This is a genomic window from Pseudoalteromonas sp. R86517 (assembly GCF_042466295.1).
In the GTDB taxonomy this organism is placed as follows: domain Bacteria; phylum Pseudomonadota; class Gammaproteobacteria; order Enterobacterales; family Alteromonadaceae; genus Pseudoalteromonas; species Pseudoalteromonas atlantica.
Genome location: NZ_JAXHCB010000001.1, coordinates 379250 through 394662, shown reverse-complemented (window position 1 = coordinate 394662; position 15413 = coordinate 379250). Strand labels below are relative to the sequence as shown.

General features: G+C 39.9%; 15 protein-coding genes. 5 read left to right on the top strand and 10 right to left on the bottom strand.

The genetic code is table 11. The features are described 5' to 3' along the window. Positions 1-30: 30 nt before the first annotated feature. Positions 31-504 (bottom strand): VOC family protein, encoded by a 474-nt coding sequence (locus tag SJY38_RS01820; RefSeq protein WP_377109193.1) that lies wholly within the window; start codon positions 502-504, stop codon positions 31-33. Between the two features lie 170 nt (positions 505-674). On the opposite strand from SJY38_RS01820, the gene SJY38_RS01815 reads away from it, so the two are divergent. Further along, positions 675-1691: a substrate-binding domain-containing protein gene (locus SJY38_RS01815; RefSeq protein ID WP_029772924.1), complete on the top strand. Its 1017-nt coding sequence runs from the start codon at positions 675-677 to the stop codon at positions 1689-1691. 65 nt (positions 1692-1756) lie between these two features. Here the strand turns inward: SJY38_RS01815 and SJY38_RS01810 are convergent, their stop codons facing one another. From SJY38_RS01810 to SJY38_RS01800, 3 genes are all read right to left on the bottom strand, one after another. Further along, entirely contained in the window at positions 1757-2227 is a 471-nt protein-coding gene (locus tag SJY38_RS01810; RefSeq protein WP_055252766.1) for a GFA family protein, read from the bottom strand. A gap of 106 nt (positions 2228-2333) precedes the next feature. Further along, positions 2334-4406, bottom strand: a complete 2073-nt coding sequence (locus tag SJY38_RS01805; RefSeq protein ID WP_064386432.1) for a catalase — start codon at positions 4404-4406, stop codon at positions 2334-2336. Between the two features lie 229 nt (positions 4407-4635). Continuing rightward, complete coding sequence (locus SJY38_RS01800) at positions 4636-5469, bottom strand: mechanosensitive ion channel family protein (protein ID WP_377109192.1); 834 nt, start codon at positions 5467-5469, stop codon at positions 4636-4638. A gap of 247 nt (positions 5470-5716) precedes the next feature. On the opposite strand from SJY38_RS01800, the gene SJY38_RS01795 reads away from it, so the two are divergent. Together SJY38_RS01795 and SJY38_RS01790 are read left to right on the top strand one after the other, a co-directional pair. Next, positions 5717-6103, top strand: a complete 387-nt coding sequence (locus SJY38_RS01795; RefSeq protein WP_377109191.1) for a hypothetical protein — start codon at positions 5717-5719, stop codon at positions 6101-6103. 272 nt (positions 6104-6375) lie between these two features. Then, positions 6376-7155 carry a DUF2189 domain-containing protein gene (locus SJY38_RS01790; RefSeq protein ID WP_377109190.1) on the top strand — a complete coding sequence of 260 codons (780 nt, stop codon included), beginning with the start codon at positions 6376-6378 and terminating at the stop codon, positions 7153-7155. Between the two features lie 88 nt (positions 7156-7243). On the opposite strand, the gene SJY38_RS01785 is transcribed toward SJY38_RS01790, so the two are convergent. Next, the gene (locus SJY38_RS01785) at positions 7244-8023 is read right to left on the bottom strand and encodes a nucleoside-binding protein (protein WP_055252763.1); all 780 of its coding nucleotides are present in this window, start codon (positions 8021-8023) and stop codon (positions 7244-7246) included. Between the two features lie 611 nt (positions 8024-8634). Between SJY38_RS01785 and dps the strand changes: the two genes are divergently transcribed. After that, positions 8635-9150, top strand: a complete 516-nt coding sequence (dps, locus tag SJY38_RS01780; RefSeq protein ID WP_004587573.1) for a DNA starvation/stationary phase protection protein Dps — start codon at positions 8635-8637, stop codon at positions 9148-9150. Between the two features lie 251 nt (positions 9151-9401). Here dps and SJY38_RS01775 read toward each other — a convergent pair whose 3' ends face one another. Beyond that, positions 9402-10769: an alkaline phosphatase PhoX gene (locus tag SJY38_RS01775; protein WP_377109189.1), complete on the bottom strand. Its 1368-nt coding sequence runs from the start codon at positions 10767-10769 to the stop codon at positions 9402-9404. A gap of 206 nt (positions 10770-10975) precedes the next feature. Between SJY38_RS01775 and SJY38_RS01770 the strand changes: the two genes are divergently transcribed. After that, complete coding sequence (locus tag SJY38_RS01770; RefSeq protein ID WP_377109188.1) at positions 10976-12124, top strand: hypothetical protein; 1149 nt, start codon at positions 10976-10978, stop codon at positions 12122-12124. Between the two features lie 67 nt (positions 12125-12191). Here SJY38_RS01770 and SJY38_RS01765 read toward each other — a convergent pair whose 3' ends face one another. The 4 genes from SJY38_RS01765 to SJY38_RS01750 form a co-directional block, all read right to left on the bottom strand. Beyond that, the gene (locus SJY38_RS01765) at positions 12192-12869 is read right to left on the bottom strand and encodes a glutathione S-transferase family protein (RefSeq protein WP_377109187.1); all 678 of its coding nucleotides are present in this window, start codon (positions 12867-12869) and stop codon (positions 12192-12194) included. A 63-nt stretch (positions 12870-12932) separates the two neighbouring features. Further along, a complete protein-coding gene (locus SJY38_RS01760) occupies positions 12933-13574 on the bottom strand; it encodes a hypothetical protein (RefSeq protein WP_377109186.1) in 642 nt (213 codons plus the stop codon). A 15-nt stretch (positions 13575-13589) separates the two neighbouring features. After that, positions 13590-14399 carry an NERD domain-containing protein gene (locus tag SJY38_RS01755; RefSeq protein WP_273587186.1) on the bottom strand — a complete coding sequence of 270 codons (810 nt, stop codon included), beginning with the start codon at positions 14397-14399 and terminating at the stop codon, positions 13590-13592. 119 nt (positions 14400-14518) lie between these two features. Beyond that, positions 14519-15109: an ACP phosphodiesterase gene (locus SJY38_RS01750; RefSeq protein ID WP_273587185.1), complete on the bottom strand. Its 591-nt coding sequence runs from the start codon at positions 15107-15109 to the stop codon at positions 14519-14521. Between the last annotated feature and the right edge of the window lie 304 nt (positions 15110-15413).

Genomic DNA, 15413 nt, shown 5'->3' with positions numbered 1-15413 from the left:
CAATTTAGCTAAAACGCAGGGCAAGTTGCGCTAAGCATCTTGCTCTTTTGACATTAAGTCGGCCATTCGTTGGTTAATTTCTTGCTCACTTAAATCTTCTTTATGGGTGCCTATGGTCCAAATATGCCCGAATGGGTCTTGTAGGGTGCCGGCTCTATCACCGTAAAACTGGTCGTGCACTGGGCGTACTTCTGTAGCGCCAAGTTCAATTGCCTTTTTAAATACGCTGTCTACATCTTCTACGTAAAGCATTAAACTTACCGGTGTGCCACCAAGTGCATTGGGGCTTTTAAATGACTCATCCGGGCATGAGTCCGAAATCATAATGTGGGAGTCGCCAATTATAATTTCAGCATGGGCTATACCGCCCTCTGGCAGCGGCATTTGCATTACTAACTGCGCACTAAATGCATCACGATAAAAACAAATAGCTTGCTGAGCACCTTCTATAATTAAGTACGGTGTTATCGAACTAAACCCTTTGGGAATTGCTGAAACAGTCATAACGCTCTCCATTATTTTTTATGGGTGTATGCATTTAGCCTATAGGTTAAAAACACTTCTTTCAACGTGTTAACTCATTTAAGTTACTATAAATAAATTAGCCAATTTGTGGTCAATAACTATACTAGCTGTAATATATATCTTACTTTTACTTGCTTAGGACTTTTATAATGTTAGCTAAAATTAGCCTAGCCGCTAAAAAGTATAAAGTTCTGAAGTATTTAGTTTTAAGCTGGTGTGCTTTATTTGCCCACCAAAGCGTGGCTAAAGTTGTGATTGCCATTGTAGGTAAAACAAAAAACGACTCCTTTTATCAGCAAGCCTTTAAAGGCTGTTTGCACTTTAGTAGTGAGCACCCAGAAATAGAATGCAAGTACGATGGACCAAAAGACTTTCAAGACATTCGTAGCCAATCTATGGTCATTAATAGGTTAGTTGATCAAAAAATAGATGGGTTAATTGTAGCAACAACCGACTCTCAGCATTTGGTCACTCGTTCATTAATGGCGCTTAAAAGCAAAAACATTCCTGTTATAACGTTTGATTCTGACCTGCTAGAAAAACACCAACAGTACCGCCTAGCCTACGTAGGCAGTAACAACTTCGACTTTGGCGTTGCCTTAGGCGAGCAAGTAAAAAAACTGACCAACAAAGCAAATAATACGCTTTGCATGCAGTCGGGGCACCATACAACCCCAAATTTAAACAAGCGTATTGCTGGGGTTAGGTATGCGCTGTCTGATCAAGCGACAGCGCACCTATCAGGTAAAAACGGCTGGCGCGAACATAGTCGCTGCCCCTTATTTAGCTTAGGTAAGCGCGAAGAGTCACTAAAGCAGTTAATGCATTTATTAAAAATGGACAACCCACCCATTTTTTTAGCTGTGGCGGGGTTTGCACAATTTAACCCTCATTACGTAAATGCCTTAGCGCCTTTTAAGCAACGTATTGCCGATAAAGACATTATTATTGTTTCTGCCGATACAGAAGAAATACAGCTCAATGTGTTAAGCAGGGGTCTATCTTCGGCTAACATAGGGCAAAACCCTTTTGAAATGGGCCGCTTGAGCACCAAGCTAATGCACGACTATATTTTATATAATAAAAAGCCTGCGCAATCTCACTACTACACCGACTTTCATTACTGTACCCAAAGTAACGCCTCACAGTGCACTGTTAATCATTAAAACTTTACCCTGTTAACTGGGGGTATGCCCTTTTAAGTACGATGCAGTGCACTTTAGCCAGCGTATTATTGCTCTAAGTTTAAACGTTGGTGCCACGCTGCAATGCTTTCATCGGGGTATTCATCAAACTGTTTATCATTCTTTTGAATATGCGGGGTAACCCAATTGGCCTTACTGGCAAGCATTAAATGGGTGTGCTCTGGCGGTACGGGTAATTCGCTGTCTATTGCGCCAGCAAAGGGATGAACTTGCTCAGGCCATCGCGAATCATATAACCACAAGTTACTGCTGCAGTGCTTACAAAAATGGCGCTCAGCGGGGCTGGTTTTATCACCCACTTTGGCATGGTAAATAGTAATATGCTCACGCCCTGTAACCTTAAGCGTGCTGTATTGTGCGTTCAAGTTTATAACAAACCCGCCACTGCCGGCCGTTTTACGACAAATAGAGCAGTAACATAAGTTATAAGGATAAGGGTGTTTAGAGCTCACACTAAACGTTACTTTGCCACAGTGACAAGCGCCTTTAAGCTTCATAATAAATCCAATTAGTTACTGTTTAGAGTTAATACCATAACCAGTTAGCCATAAAAAAACCACACCCTTTACAGGGTGTGGTTATTATTTGCTAAAGCGTTTTGCTCTAACGCTGCCAAAATCTTAAATTGCGCAATGTTTCAATAAATTTATCTGCAGAGTGCATGTTTAAATCTATCCAACCATTGTCGGCTTTACCATCAAGCCCTGCGGCTTCAAATAGAGCCATGGCATCTTTTGTGTAGCCTATGTATTTCATGTGCGCGAACGCATCGCTCACAAAGTCTTTTGCCTCAGGGATACCAGCAAGCTTCTTAGCGCCCTCTTGCGTTGCAAGTACCATAACCGCATCGTAAAGCACCGAAGGGCCGCCATTAATTACTTGATCCGCTGCTACATGCTTACCCTTACTGCAACATGCACCACCTACTTGTGCGGCAACAATTTCGTAGTTAGCACCTTCAGCGTCTAAGGCATTTGTAACCGAATTAAAAATATCAGCATCAAAGCCATCGCTTACTAAAATACCTAACTTACGACCTTTAAAGGTATCTGGCGCATTTTTTAAAATACTTAGCGCATCTGATACAGGTAAATCGTTACGCGTTGGCATAGCAGCTTCAGCCGGCTCTGGCATATCTTGCAGGCGCAGGCCTTTTGCAACTTCTTGCGCTAATGTGTTATCTACATTTAATAAGTGCGAAACCACACGCTCACGAATCGGCACATGCTCTACTTTTGAAAGCTCAAATACAAACGCATATTGAATGTGCGCTTGCTCTACTTCTGTTTGACTTAAGTAAAATTGGCGCGCTTGGCTGTAGTGATCGCTAAATGTTTCTGAGCGATAACGCAGCTTATCTCCACCGCTTACTTCTGGCTCGCTTGAGCTTTTAAAGCCATGCACTGGGCATTCGCGGGGGTTATGCTCATCGCCGCTCCAGGAGTTTGGCTCGTAGTTAGCACGCCCTTTAGGGTTATGCATTGCCATGTGGCCATCTTGTTGAAAATGACGCATTGGGCATTTAGGCGCATTAACCGGAATGTGCGTAAAGTTAGGACCGCCTAAGCGTTTGGTTTGAGTATCTAAATACGAAAAGTTACGCCCTTGCAGTAATGGGTCGGGTGTAAAATCAAGCCCAGGTACAATGTTTTGTGTACAAAAAGCAACTTGCTCTGTTTCGGCAAAAAAGTTATCAACTACACGGTCAAGCACCATGCGGCCCACAATTTTTACTGGTACTTGCTCTTCAGGTATAAGCTTCGTGGCATCAAAAACATCAAATTCAAATTCATCAGCAAATTGCTGATCAAACACTTGCACACCTAGCTCCCACTCTGGGAAGTCGCCTTTACCAATAGATTCCCACATGTCTCTGCGATGAAAATCAGGGTCTGCACCATTAAGTTTAAGTGCTTCGTTCCACACTACTGACTGCATACCGGCTTTTGGTTTCCAATGAAACTTAACAAATTTTTCATCGCCATTTGCATTAATAAATTTAAAGGTATGAACACCAAAGCCTTCCATAAAGCGTAAAGAGCGCGGTATGGCTCTATCTGACATGGCCCACATAATCATATGAATTGACTCAGGCGATAAACTTACAAAGTCCCAAAAGTTATCGTGCGCGGTTTGCGCTTGTGGAAAACCACGGTCTGGTTCAGCCTTAGCTGAGTGAATTAAATCAGGAAACTTCATTGCATCTTGAATAAAAAATACAGGTATGTTGTTACCCACTAAATCCCAGTTTCCTTCTTGGGTGTAAAATTTAACAGCAAACCCGCGAACATCACGTGCTAAATCGGGAGACCCTTTATTCCCTGCCACAGTTGAGAACCGTGCAAATACCGGTGTTTTTTCACCTTTGCGCTGAAAAATATCAGCACAGGTTAAGTCTTCAAGCGTATCGTAGGTTTCAAAATAACCATGAGCACCGTAGCCTCTGGCATGTACCACACGCTCTGGAATGCGTTCGTGATCAAAGTGAAACAGCTTTTCGCGCATTACATGATCTTCTAATAAACCTGGGCCGCGCTTGCCTGCACGTAATGAGTTTTGATCGTCGCTAACAGGGCACCCTTGCGCGGTGGTCATCGTTGGGTATTCATCAGAAGCCTTTTGATGTAATTCGCCACCATGCCCTTTATTGCCTGAGTATTTAAATGATTCAGCCATGTTTAGTCCTTCATACAATTTGATTTAATGGGTCGATAGTTTTTATGGGCTTTAAATTAAAAGCGACTATGCAAATGCAAAATAAAGACCAGCCATCCAACCTAGTAAAAAAGGGCTGTACAGACAAAAAAGTAGTATTTGAGGTAATTTATAAAAGAAAAAATTACACAGGCGTGTAACTTTTTCAGACAAAAAAAGAGCACTTAAAAAGTGCTCTTAGGTTTAAGCCTTAATCTTTATTCTCGTTAACTAAAATAACTTTACGATGTGGGAATGGAATTTCAATATTGTTTTCATCAAGGGCTTTTTTAATCAGCTCTGGCACCGTGTATAAAATTTCGAAGTAGTGCTCGCCTTTACAAAAAGGTCTTACTAAAAAGTCTACCGAGCTGTTGTTTAGTGTTTCTACTTCAACAAAAGGGGCTGGGTCTTTTAGTATGTATGGATGAGCCTCAAGCGCGCTATCAATAACTTTGCGAACAGCGTCGGTGTTTTCATCGTATGCCACACCAAAGTGCATATCTACGCCGCGAATAGGATGATGAGAATGATTAATAATTTGCGCTCCCCAAATTTGGCTATTTGGGATAATAACTTGCTGATTATCGAACGTTTGCAAAATAGTTGTAAACATATCAACCTCGGTCACTTTACCGAAGCGCCCTGCGGCTTCAATAAAGTCGTTTACTTTGTAAGGTCTAAATATAAGTAACATTACACCTGCAGCTAAGTTAGACATAGCACCTTGCAGCGCTAACCCAATAGCTAAACCTGCCGCACCTAATAGCGCAATTATTGAAGCTGTTTCCACACCAAAGCGGTTTAACACGGCAATAAATACAAACGCTAAAATAACATAGCGCGCCATACTGCCTAAAAAGCGAAACAGCGTGTCATCAAAGTGAGTGTATTTATGGCATAAACTAATAATCATATTACGCACTTTACCCGCAAGCCATAAGCCTATTAGTAATATAACAATTGCCATTAGAATATTTGTTGCCCACATTACTGCTGCCGGCAAATACTGATTTACATCAATATTATTTATTATCTCGTCCATTTATTGTTCCTGTTAGGCTGGTTGTAAATATAAAAGCACATCAAAAACCCCATATTAACTTTTTATTAACCTGCCTACGAGTTTTATATCGTATTTTTATATAAAGCAGCTCTATTACGTTTTAAATTTAAATAATCCTTTAATACAAATTACCTCTGGTTTTAAAAAGTAAATTTACCGATAATTGCACCTGTAAATCTCGTGTAGCAGTTAGGTTACTGCTCGCTAAATATTAAAAAGGACTATTATGAAAAAACATTCCCTTCTACTTATGGCCTCCGCACTTACCTTCTTTGTAGGCTGCACAACAACTGTCCCAGTTAAAAATTTTGAGGACCATCCAATTCCAAAAATTTCTTCAACGAATAGCGATCTTCAACAGGTCGAAAAAGGGATAGTTAAAGCCTGTATAAAACTAGGGTGGGATTGTACACCTGAATCTGCAGGAGTAATTAATGGTGTTTTGAACATTAGAACCCACCAACTAACAGTTGCAATTAACTTCGATGAAACTGCTTATAGTGTTAGCTACGTTAGCTCTAAAAACCTTAATTACAATGGCAAAAAAATTCACCGTCAGTACGTAAATTGGGTCACAAACTTAATACGTCACATCGACGCTGAAATGATCTAACTTATTATTGTTTACGGTTGTAGCCTACCTACTTGGGCTACAATAATTCTTTAATTTAGGCATGACACAAAATAAACCGACTACTTAGTGAACAATTCAAGATTTTCATTCGTATAGTTTTACCTATAAACAAAAAAATTAAGTTATTGATACCCAATAATTAAAAATTTCTCTTTAATTATTCAATCTCTAATTTTACTCAGCCCTTACATTTGTAAATAAAGCCAATGTGTTCTAAACCTTTAAGAGACACCTTGTTAAGGAGCGTTGTTATGCCAACAACAAATACGATTAATAAACACTCTGAATTTGCCCGCTGCATTGAATGCAATAAGGTAAACACATTTGCGGCTTTTCACTGGCTAGCACTGGCATTTAAAGACATGTCCCGTGCGCCCATATTGAGCCTTATTTACGGGGTAATATTTACCCTTATTCCTGTTGCTATTGTTTACTGGGCAATGTTTACAGGTACATATTTAGTAATACTGCCTGCAACCGTGGCGTTTGCATTAATAGGCCCAGCCTTTGCGGCAGGCCTTTACGATGTAGCATGGGAGCTTGAAAAAGGTCATAAACCCACACTTAGCCACTCTATAAAGTCGATGTTTAGAAACCCAGTAGGCGAATGGGGCTTTGCAATAATGCTAATGGTTATCATGATTGCTTGGATGCGTTTAGCCGCGCTTGTGCATGCTTTATATCCTAGCCACGCCAATCCCACCTTTGAAGAGTTATCGGCGTTTTTAACATTAGGCAGCATAATAGGAGGGGTATTACTGGTGACTGTATTTTCGCTTTCTGCTTTTGCTCCACAAATAATGATGGAGCGCCGAGTAGATATTATGACCGCTGTAATAAGCTCTATGAACGCTGTAAAAACTAACTTTGCCGCTATGGTGGTATGGTCAATTTGTATATTTTTATTGGTAGCTGTTGGTTTTGCTACCGGCGCCACGGGCTTTATTGTAATTATGCCTTTGCTTAGTTACGCCAGTTGGCATGCTTATATTGCAGTTATTAAAACCAAAAAACCTCGTGGTTACGAGTAGCAACCAACCATTTAAAGTTCCAACCACACTGACTAAAAATAGCGCCAAAAGGCGCTATTTTTTATCAACCTAGCAAAGCAAGCTGTGCTTAAAATACCCAAATAGCATGTAAAAAGGGCTGGTTTTCTATTTTATTAGTCCCTAACTTGTTGTACCAATAGCGCCATTCTACCCCTACCATTAACTGCTGCGGGTTTAAATTAAAGTTTTGCCCTACATCCCAATGCACAGCGGGTTGAGCAAGCAACCACTCATTAACTTTATTGCCTAGTTCGTCATCACGCCCAGAAATATATTCTACGTGGCCGGTAAAATAAAATGCTTGGCTAGCTAGTGTAAAAGGAGCACCCCATGCAAGGTCTATAAAAATGCTGTTGTCTTGCTTGGCTAGCTGATCTTTTTGCACGCCGCCGTTGGCATCAATGTAACCTGCAAAAGTGGTTGTTAAAAAATCAAAACCTGGGGCATCCCAGCTGAGCTTGATGCCTGGGGTGTATTTCATTAACCCCTCTTCACCGGCGTTTATACCAAACACTAAACCTGTGTCTTTTATTGCACCATAACGCACAGAGGTATCAAAGGCTTTTGATAAGCTAAGTGTTGTGTACCACTCGCCATATATACCCGTATCTTGAAAACCATCACTAAGGCTGTCGTTTAAAAAGTCGATAAAAAAGTAGTTATCACCTAAGTCATGCTCTGAGGCATGCTCTATGGTGTAGGTGCGTGTAAATGACGACTCCCCGGTAAAGGGATTTAAGGCATCGCCAAAATTTGTGTGAAGCTGTGTGACGCTCCAATTTTCTGCTAGTGCTGAGTGAGACAAAAGCAGTATAGATGTTGTAAACAGTGTTTTTAAAAAATTCATGATTTATTTACATAACCCCAATTAAAATGCGGCGGGAGTATATCAGTGAGCATTCACCAACTAAAGAGATTAAATAAGTACAAAGGCTGATTTTTAAAATCTAAGCAGTAAAGCCCAGTAGCGCGGCTTTAAAAGAGCAGCGTTAGCCCTTTATAAAACACCTGAATTAATCATTACGCAGGTAATAAATAAGCGCCTTTATATTTTGTATACCCTTGCTTAGCTTATTTACTGGGTTTTATTTAGAGGTTGTAGCGCGTGCAATATTAAGGTGAGCTTTAAAGGCAATTTAATAACGGCGTGAATTGTAAGGCTAGGTACTTTAGGTAGATGTATTACACAGACTACGCCTTATTGAGCATAAACAAATTTCAACTCTTTCGATAAACAGCCACAGCTTTTTTACTACTGTGCACAATTTACAAAAATAAGTGCATAAAATTCATATTCTACGCCTCTCCCTTTTTAACCTTACGTACCCAAGTAAAAACAAAATATTAAATATCAATAACTTAAACAAATAAACTTGGTAGGCATAGGCTTTGCTTCATGTATTGCAAGTTAAATGGTAGCAATGGCTACATACAACAAATTACACAACGGGAGACATTATGAGTAACTCACAACACCCAATTGAATTTACAGCCCCAGGTATGGATAACGAATCAGCAAAAAAAACAATTGAAACACTCGATAACCGACTCGTAGCGCTTTTAGACTTACAACTTACTTTAAAGCATATTCACTGGAATGTAGTAGGCCCAAGCTTTATTGGTGTGCATGAAATGTTAGACCCACAAGTCGATGCTATTCGCGAAATGACCGACACCATCGCAGAGCGTATTGCTACATTAGGCGGTACGCCACAAGGTACACCTAAGTCAATTGTAGATCGCCGCACATGGGAAGAATACTCATTAGGTAAAGCCTTTGTAGTAGAGCATTTAGGTGCATTAGACAAAGTATACAGTGGCGTAAACGCCGACCACCGCAAAGCCATTGGCACGCTGTCTGAATTAGACCCAGTATCAGAGGATATGATCACCAGCCAGCTAGGTGACTTAGAGCAGTTTCAATGGTTTGTACGTGCACACATTGAATCGTCTGCAGGTAAACTAAATCATTAATTTATTACCCACTTTGCCATACAAGGAATGTTAATAAGAGTTAAAGGACTAATAAAGATACAAGGATACGTTACATAAGTAGGTACAGGATGAAGTGCAAACTACAAGGACTCGTTGCTTATTACATAAAGGATGTAGTAAATGCACCAAGGATGACTAAAGCTTGCTAACGGATTTGGTAAACCTACAAGGATTGTTAAAATACAAACGCCTAGTATAAGGCATACTAAGCGTTTGTATTTTTTACCACTTTAAAGCTTAAAACTATCCCAAGAACCAGTAATAGCCAACGTTTTAGTTGGCATGTATACGTTTACAAACAAGGTTTGTCCGTCTGGTGAAAAACACGCCCCAGCAAGCTCTGTTTGCGCATGCAATTTAGCAAAGTTATACACCTCTCCTTTGGGTGTTACCCCGCGTAAATGGTTATTCACCGTGTCTGTGTATTGATCCTCACATACAATTAAATGCCCGTTAGGTGCTACCGTTAAATTATCACCAAAGTTGTATAACGACTCGTTTGTACTTTCTACAAATAGTTGTATTTTACCAGGCTCATTTTGCTCTAACTCAGTGCCTTCGTTTTTTGAAGGTGTGTACTTCATTACCTGACCTAACTGCTTTTTGCCCCCATTAGTACAGCAAAAATAAAGCTCATTTTTACCCCAATGTATTCCCTCTCCTCGTGCAAATAAGGCTGCACCTTTTTTATAACCTTGCTTACGTAGGTCATCATTTGGGCTTTTAGGGTCTGTGAGCGTTATCCATTCAACTAAAAGGTCGCTGTGTAATGGCATGGCCGGTGAATCCCAATTTCGGCTATCAAACTGAGGTTGGTTTTTAATTACCATAGCTTGCAATGTGCCGCCTTTATTTAACTTACCGCGATGATGAGGAATAAACCGATAAAACAAACTATCGCCTCTATCTTCAGTTAAATAAACAATACCGGTTTGTGGGTCTATTGCTGCGGCTTCATGATTAAAGCGGCCCATATCATATAATGGCTCTGGCTTAATTAGGCCTTTGGCGCTGGCTGGTACCTCAAAAATGTAACCGTGAGATTGAGACAAGCCATCGCTTTTATCCATAACGGTTTCTTCGCAGGTTAGCCAACTACCCCACGGCGTAACACCGCCTGAGCAGTTTCTTATTGTGCCACATAGCGATAAATACTCTTGCTCGCGCTTTTGCTCTTTTAAGTTATAAATTATATGGCTAGTGCCCCCAGGCAAAGCTACACCATTTTTAAATGAATCATAGGCTAAGGGGGTTTTGTGGTTACTAATTAAATCAGATGCTTTATTAATGTGTTTAGGTTGTAACTCATGGTTACGTATAAGGGCTACGCGTTCGTTATCTAATACAATACAACCCATGCCATCGGCACGGTCGGGTACGTCTAAACCATCATCCATTTTATCGCCAAGTGCCGATATAACCCGATAACTAAAGCCTTCAGGTAAATCTAATAAGGCCTGAGGGTCGGCTATTAATGGGCCATAAGCAGGTAACTTTGTTGTTACTTCAGGTAAAGCAACGTTACCCATTGCGCTGCGCGATAAGCCAATAAACGCAAGCGAGCCTGCACTAAATAAAAACTCTCTTCTAGAAACCATTATTTTATTCCCGTGTTTTTTATTAAATCTATAGTAAAGGAAATAACCCGCTAGAAGTGCGGCGCTTTGCTAAATTCATCAAAATGTAATAATGTAACATTCCATCCGTACCAGATATCAGTTAATTCAACTTTAAATAATTGCCCTCACTGTTTAATAGTAGGATAGTAAGTTACCCAAATAACAACGGCTTAATTAGGAGTATCATGATCAAAGTATTACTAGCAACCAGCTTAATGGCCTCTTCATTCGCAGCTTTAAGTAATCCACTCACCGTTGAAGAACAACGCATCAGCAAAGCACAAACAGCTATGCCCACTGTGTTAAACGCCTTTAATAAAGAAGTAACCACCTTTGAGCAACAGTTTAAAGCACTCAATAACTTTAAAGAGGCAAAGCAGCTCATTCAAACCTATAGTTTTGAGCTGTGGGAAAGCGCTAAGCAACGCATTATTAAAACTAACAATTACGACGACCGAGCACTTTACTGGGCGCGCTTGCTTTCAAGCAAAATAATACGTACAACCGCAGCTAACGTTGAGCTATCTGACGCGCAAATAAATACGCTGCTAAGCATGCTTGAAGAGGGTAGCCGAGGCCGCACCGATTTAGCTTTTTCATCAGGCAGTGATAAAAAAATTATACTTACCGGATTTGACCCTTTTTTACTCGACAAAAATATCAACCAAAGTAACCCATCTGGGGTCGCCGCATTGTTACTCGACGGCCAAGTTATTAATTACAATGGCGTTAGCGCCGAAATTAACACGGTTATGGTACCAGTACGCTACGAAGACTTTGACCAAGGTATAATAGAATCACTCCTTGCCCCCTACTACGCACTTAACAACGTCGACATGGTTGTAACGGTTAGCATGGGCAGAACCGAGTTTGATTTAGAGCACTTTCCTGGTAAACGCCGCAGCGTAACCGCGCCAGATAACGCTAATATTGTCTACGGCGGTACGCAAACAAGCCCTGTTATACCCAAGCTAAATGGCCGCCCACTACCTGGTAATGAGTTTGTAAAATTTAGCCTACCAGTAAGCGCCATGCAAAACGCCAAAGGCCCATATAAAGTAATCGACAACCGCGAAGTAACTACACTTAATAAAACCTTTAAAGCCGGCTCGTACGGCGCGCTTAAAAACAGTGTTGCGGTAAATGGCGGCGGGGGTGGTTATTTGTCTAACGAAATATCGTATCGTAGTATTCGACTGCGTGACGCGCTAAATTCGAGCATTCCTACTGGGCATATCCATACCCCGCGTATTCAACAATTTGAACCAGAAACAGAAGCCAACATAGTTAAACAAATTAAAGCAATGCTCACGCAAAGCTTAGTGGCATTATAATAAAGCTAAGCAATTAATATACATAAAAAAAGGGCAATATTAATTGCCCTTTTTTACTTTTTAAGCGTTAGCTCTTCGGGTAGTTAGATGGGAAAAACGCACGTTTGGCTTCTTCATCAAACTCTTTTTTAAAGGCGACATCGGTGCCAATTTTGCGTGCACGCGCAACTGCTGGGCGGCTATCAATGCTTTCAAACCAACGTTTTAAATTAGGGTATGGCGCTAGGCCTTCTTCACCAAGTACTACTGGCGCTTTATCAATCCAACCCCAAGCAGATACATCAGCAATAGTGTATTCATCACCCACTATAAATTCGCGACCTTCAAGGTGTGCATCAAGCACTTCGTAATGGCGCTGCGCCTCACGCAAGTAGCGATTAACTGCGTAATCAAGCCCTTCAGGCGCCATGTGTCTAAAATGCACACTTTGCCCTGAATACGGCCCAAGGCCCGATGCTATAAACATTAACCATGAAAGCATTTCGGCGCGATTCTCTACCTTACCTGCTAACTTACCGTGTTTTTCACTTAGGTACATTAATATAGCGTTCGAATCAAACACACGTGTTTCACCATCAACAATGGCAGGTGCTTTTGCATTAGGATTGATGGCTTTAAACTCAGGTGTGTGTTGCTCACCTTTTAAGGTATCAAGTGGCACAAGTTCAAACGGTAAGCCTGTTTCTTCTAAAAACAAAGCAACCTTCATTGGGTTAGGTGTATGGTGAAAATAAAATTTGATCATAAAACGCTCCTAAAAGTAGTAGCTACAATTAAACCACAACTTGAGCAGTCGTTCAAAAAATAGTTAGCTAAAGTACTTAACCAAACAGCTCACTTGTATTAACCCTGCACCAATATAAGCAAATATAAAACGCGCTTCTTCTTGTGCCTTTTTAATAAATGCCACGGCAAAAGTAACTACAATAATAATTACACTTAATGCTAAGCCATATAAAAAAGAGCCACAAAAGTGAGGTAAAACAGCAAGTAAACACGCAATAATTACTGCGCCATAAAAAGCTACAAGCATACGAACGTTAAACAATATCCCAAGCAATGCAGTTATAAACGCAGACGCATATAAAATTACAACCTCCCTAGGCCACGCGTAACTTAGTGGATGTTTAAAATTAAAGTTTGTAGAGTTTAAACTAGTAACCGCAGACGAAGTCGCGTGTATAAAAATACTAACTAATAAAGCGCCGATAAAAAATGCAGCAAATGCCGAAACAGCACCACCGCCTGTATACCCTGCTTTCTCTTTTTCTATCACTATAACCACAACACTCAGTGCCGCACTAAGCTGAAACCATTGCCAGTAATCGTTACTAAAAAGAGGGATTGCTGCAAAGCCAATAACGGGAACTAATATTTTGGCTTCTTCGTTTTTGTGTAATAAATAAAAAGCCATAATAGCTATATAAAACAGTGCCGTTACATCAGGCATAAAATCTACTTCCTTTTAAATTTCAACACTATTTCTACATTTAGGGAATGCACTACAGCCAAAGAACGTATTTCCTATATTAGTACCTTTCTTTGCTTTACGTAGTACCATTTTCTCACCGCAACGTGAGCATATCTGAGTTTCTGAGCGTTCTTTTTTTGGCGCCTGCTTATGTTCAATAATTGTTTTTACATGGCTTACATGTTGGCGATTTGTTTTAAAACTTGGCTTTAATTTTCCGCTTTCAATTGTATTTACTATATCGTTTTTAGTATTAGCACTAAGTACTCGCTCGGTTTTACTTTTAATGTACTCAATACCGCCGCGTGCAAACCTAATATTTTCAGGTAGTTTAGTTTTAAATGTGCTGTCGCCAATAAAAATAATAACCGAAAATAATGCGTTACTGTTTATACCTAAACACGACTCAAGTGTTTTTAAATGCTTGTAGTTTTGATGCAGGGGGTTTTGAAATTTTGATGAGTGTTTAAAAATTTTTTGTGTCCACATTTTTTGATTCGCTGAACCAAAAATCCAACCTTTCATGTTTTTAGTTTCCACCACAAACACACCAAACTCAGACACAATAATATGATCAATTTGCGTAGTACCATTTTCGATGCCGTTTTCAAAAGTAGGCAGCGTCACATTTTTAATTAACGTGTAATCTGCCTTATTTAAAAACAGTTTAATTAGCACATTAACTTGCCACTCTCCTATCGCTCCTTTAAACCAAGGTGTTTTAAAAACCCCAATACAAATAAACAGCGGTATAAAATACCAAAGCTGGCCTAATAACGTGGCCAAAATCGTAGAAAAATCCATATTTAGTTAATCCTTTAAGCTATACAAATGGCATAATAGAGCCGCGAAATTTAACAAAAATAAACTAGCAGTACACGTAATAATGCACGTTCAATATTAAACACATTTAAGCATTGTTTTTAATACGCCCTTTCTAAGGCATGTTCATTAACATGTTCAATTAACTCAGGAAAAAATGCTAAAAATACCGATTCTAACTCATGGTAGTTTTGCGCTATATCCTCAGCGGAACCTGCAAAGTTATTAGTAAAACGAATGCGTTTGGCTATGTTATCAAGCGCAAGCCCTACCCCTTCTATAGTTTCGTATTCTTTAAACCAATCGTTTGTAGTCATGCTGGTTACAACATGCTGCATGCGCGCTGGCATAACCGCTATGCGCTCATTTAAAAGTGCGTAGCTGCTGCGTTTAAAATCATTTAAAGGGTGTTTGTTAAATTGCTGCCAATGCCTAATTAAAAAGTGATCAAACAGCACGTCAATCGCTACGCCTGCAAAGCGCTTACGCTCGGGTGAAAAGTACTGCTTAGTGGTTTTTACTAACGGGTGAGAGTCGGTAAATTTATCGACTAAGTAATGGTTTTCTAGTGCACTTTTAACGCTATTGGGCAGGTATTCTGCGTGCCTGCGTCCACCAAAATCACCTAATAAATTGCCAAAGTGTGAATCGGCAGTTGGTTGTGCAAAGTAAAGGTGAGCTAAATAATTCAACGTAATCCCAATGGGTTTAAACAAACTTAATTTTGCCAAATAGTAACGCACATTTAAGCGAAACTCACACGAGTGTTTAGCGCGCTCCCTGTGTAATTACCTAACACTTTAGTTTGAAAATTATACAAACACTCTGTAAAGCCGTTGCACTCAATTCAGCATTAAATATTTAAAATAGAATTATCAATAACTTAAAATTTAAAAATCGCTGGAATATATATTGCTACTTAGCGTATTTAGCACTCAAACATGTATAGCTCTTTTTATTAGTGAGTAGTTTAAAGGAGCATAAAACATAGGTTAA

Bases quoted from the DNA above. Each gene is read 5' to 3' on its own strand.
- SJY38_RS01820 (WP_377109193.1), bottom strand. From the start codon at position 504: ATGACTGTTTCAGCAATTCCCAAAGGGTTTAGTTCGATAACACCGTAC.
- SJY38_RS01815 (WP_029772924.1), top strand. From the start codon at position 675: ATGTTAGCTAAAATTAGCCTAGCCGCTAAAAAGTATAAAGTTCTGAAG.
- SJY38_RS01810 (WP_055252766.1), bottom strand. From the start codon at position 2,227: ATGAAGCTTAAAGGCGCTTGTCACTGTGGCAAAGTAACGTTTAGTGTG.
- SJY38_RS01805 (WP_064386432.1), bottom strand. From the start codon at position 4,406: ATGGCTGAATCATTTAAATACTCAGGCAATAAAGGGCATGGTGGCGAA.
- SJY38_RS01800 (WP_377109192.1), bottom strand. From the start codon at position 5,469: ATGGACGAGATAATAAATAATATTGATGTAAATCAGTATTTGCCGGCA.
- SJY38_RS01795 (WP_377109191.1), top strand. From the start codon at position 5,717: ATGAAAAAACATTCCCTTCTACTTATGGCCTCCGCACTTACCTTCTTT.
- SJY38_RS01790 (WP_377109190.1), top strand. From the start codon at position 6,376: ATGCCAACAACAAATACGATTAATAAACACTCTGAATTTGCCCGCTGC.
- SJY38_RS01785 (WP_055252763.1), bottom strand. From the start codon at position 8,023: ATGAATTTTTTAAAAACACTGTTTACAACATCTATACTGCTTTTGTCT.
- dps (WP_004587573.1), top strand. From the start codon at position 8,635: ATGAGTAACTCACAACACCCAATTGAATTTACAGCCCCAGGTATGGAT.
- SJY38_RS01775 (WP_377109189.1), bottom strand. From the start codon at position 10,769: ATGGTTTCTAGAAGAGAGTTTTTATTTAGTGCAGGCTCGCTTGCGTTT.
- SJY38_RS01770 (WP_377109188.1), top strand. From the start codon at position 10,976: ATGATCAAAGTATTACTAGCAACCAGCTTAATGGCCTCTTCATTCGCA.
- SJY38_RS01765 (WP_377109187.1), bottom strand. From the start codon at position 12,869: ATGATCAAATTTTATTTTCACCATACACCTAACCCAATGAAGGTTGCT.
- SJY38_RS01760 (WP_377109186.1), bottom strand. From the start codon at position 13,574: ATGCCTGATGTAACGGCACTGTTTTATATAGCTATTATGGCTTTTTAT.
- SJY38_RS01755 (WP_273587186.1), bottom strand. From the start codon at position 14,399: ATGGATTTTTCTACGATTTTGGCCACGTTATTAGGCCAGCTTTGGTAT.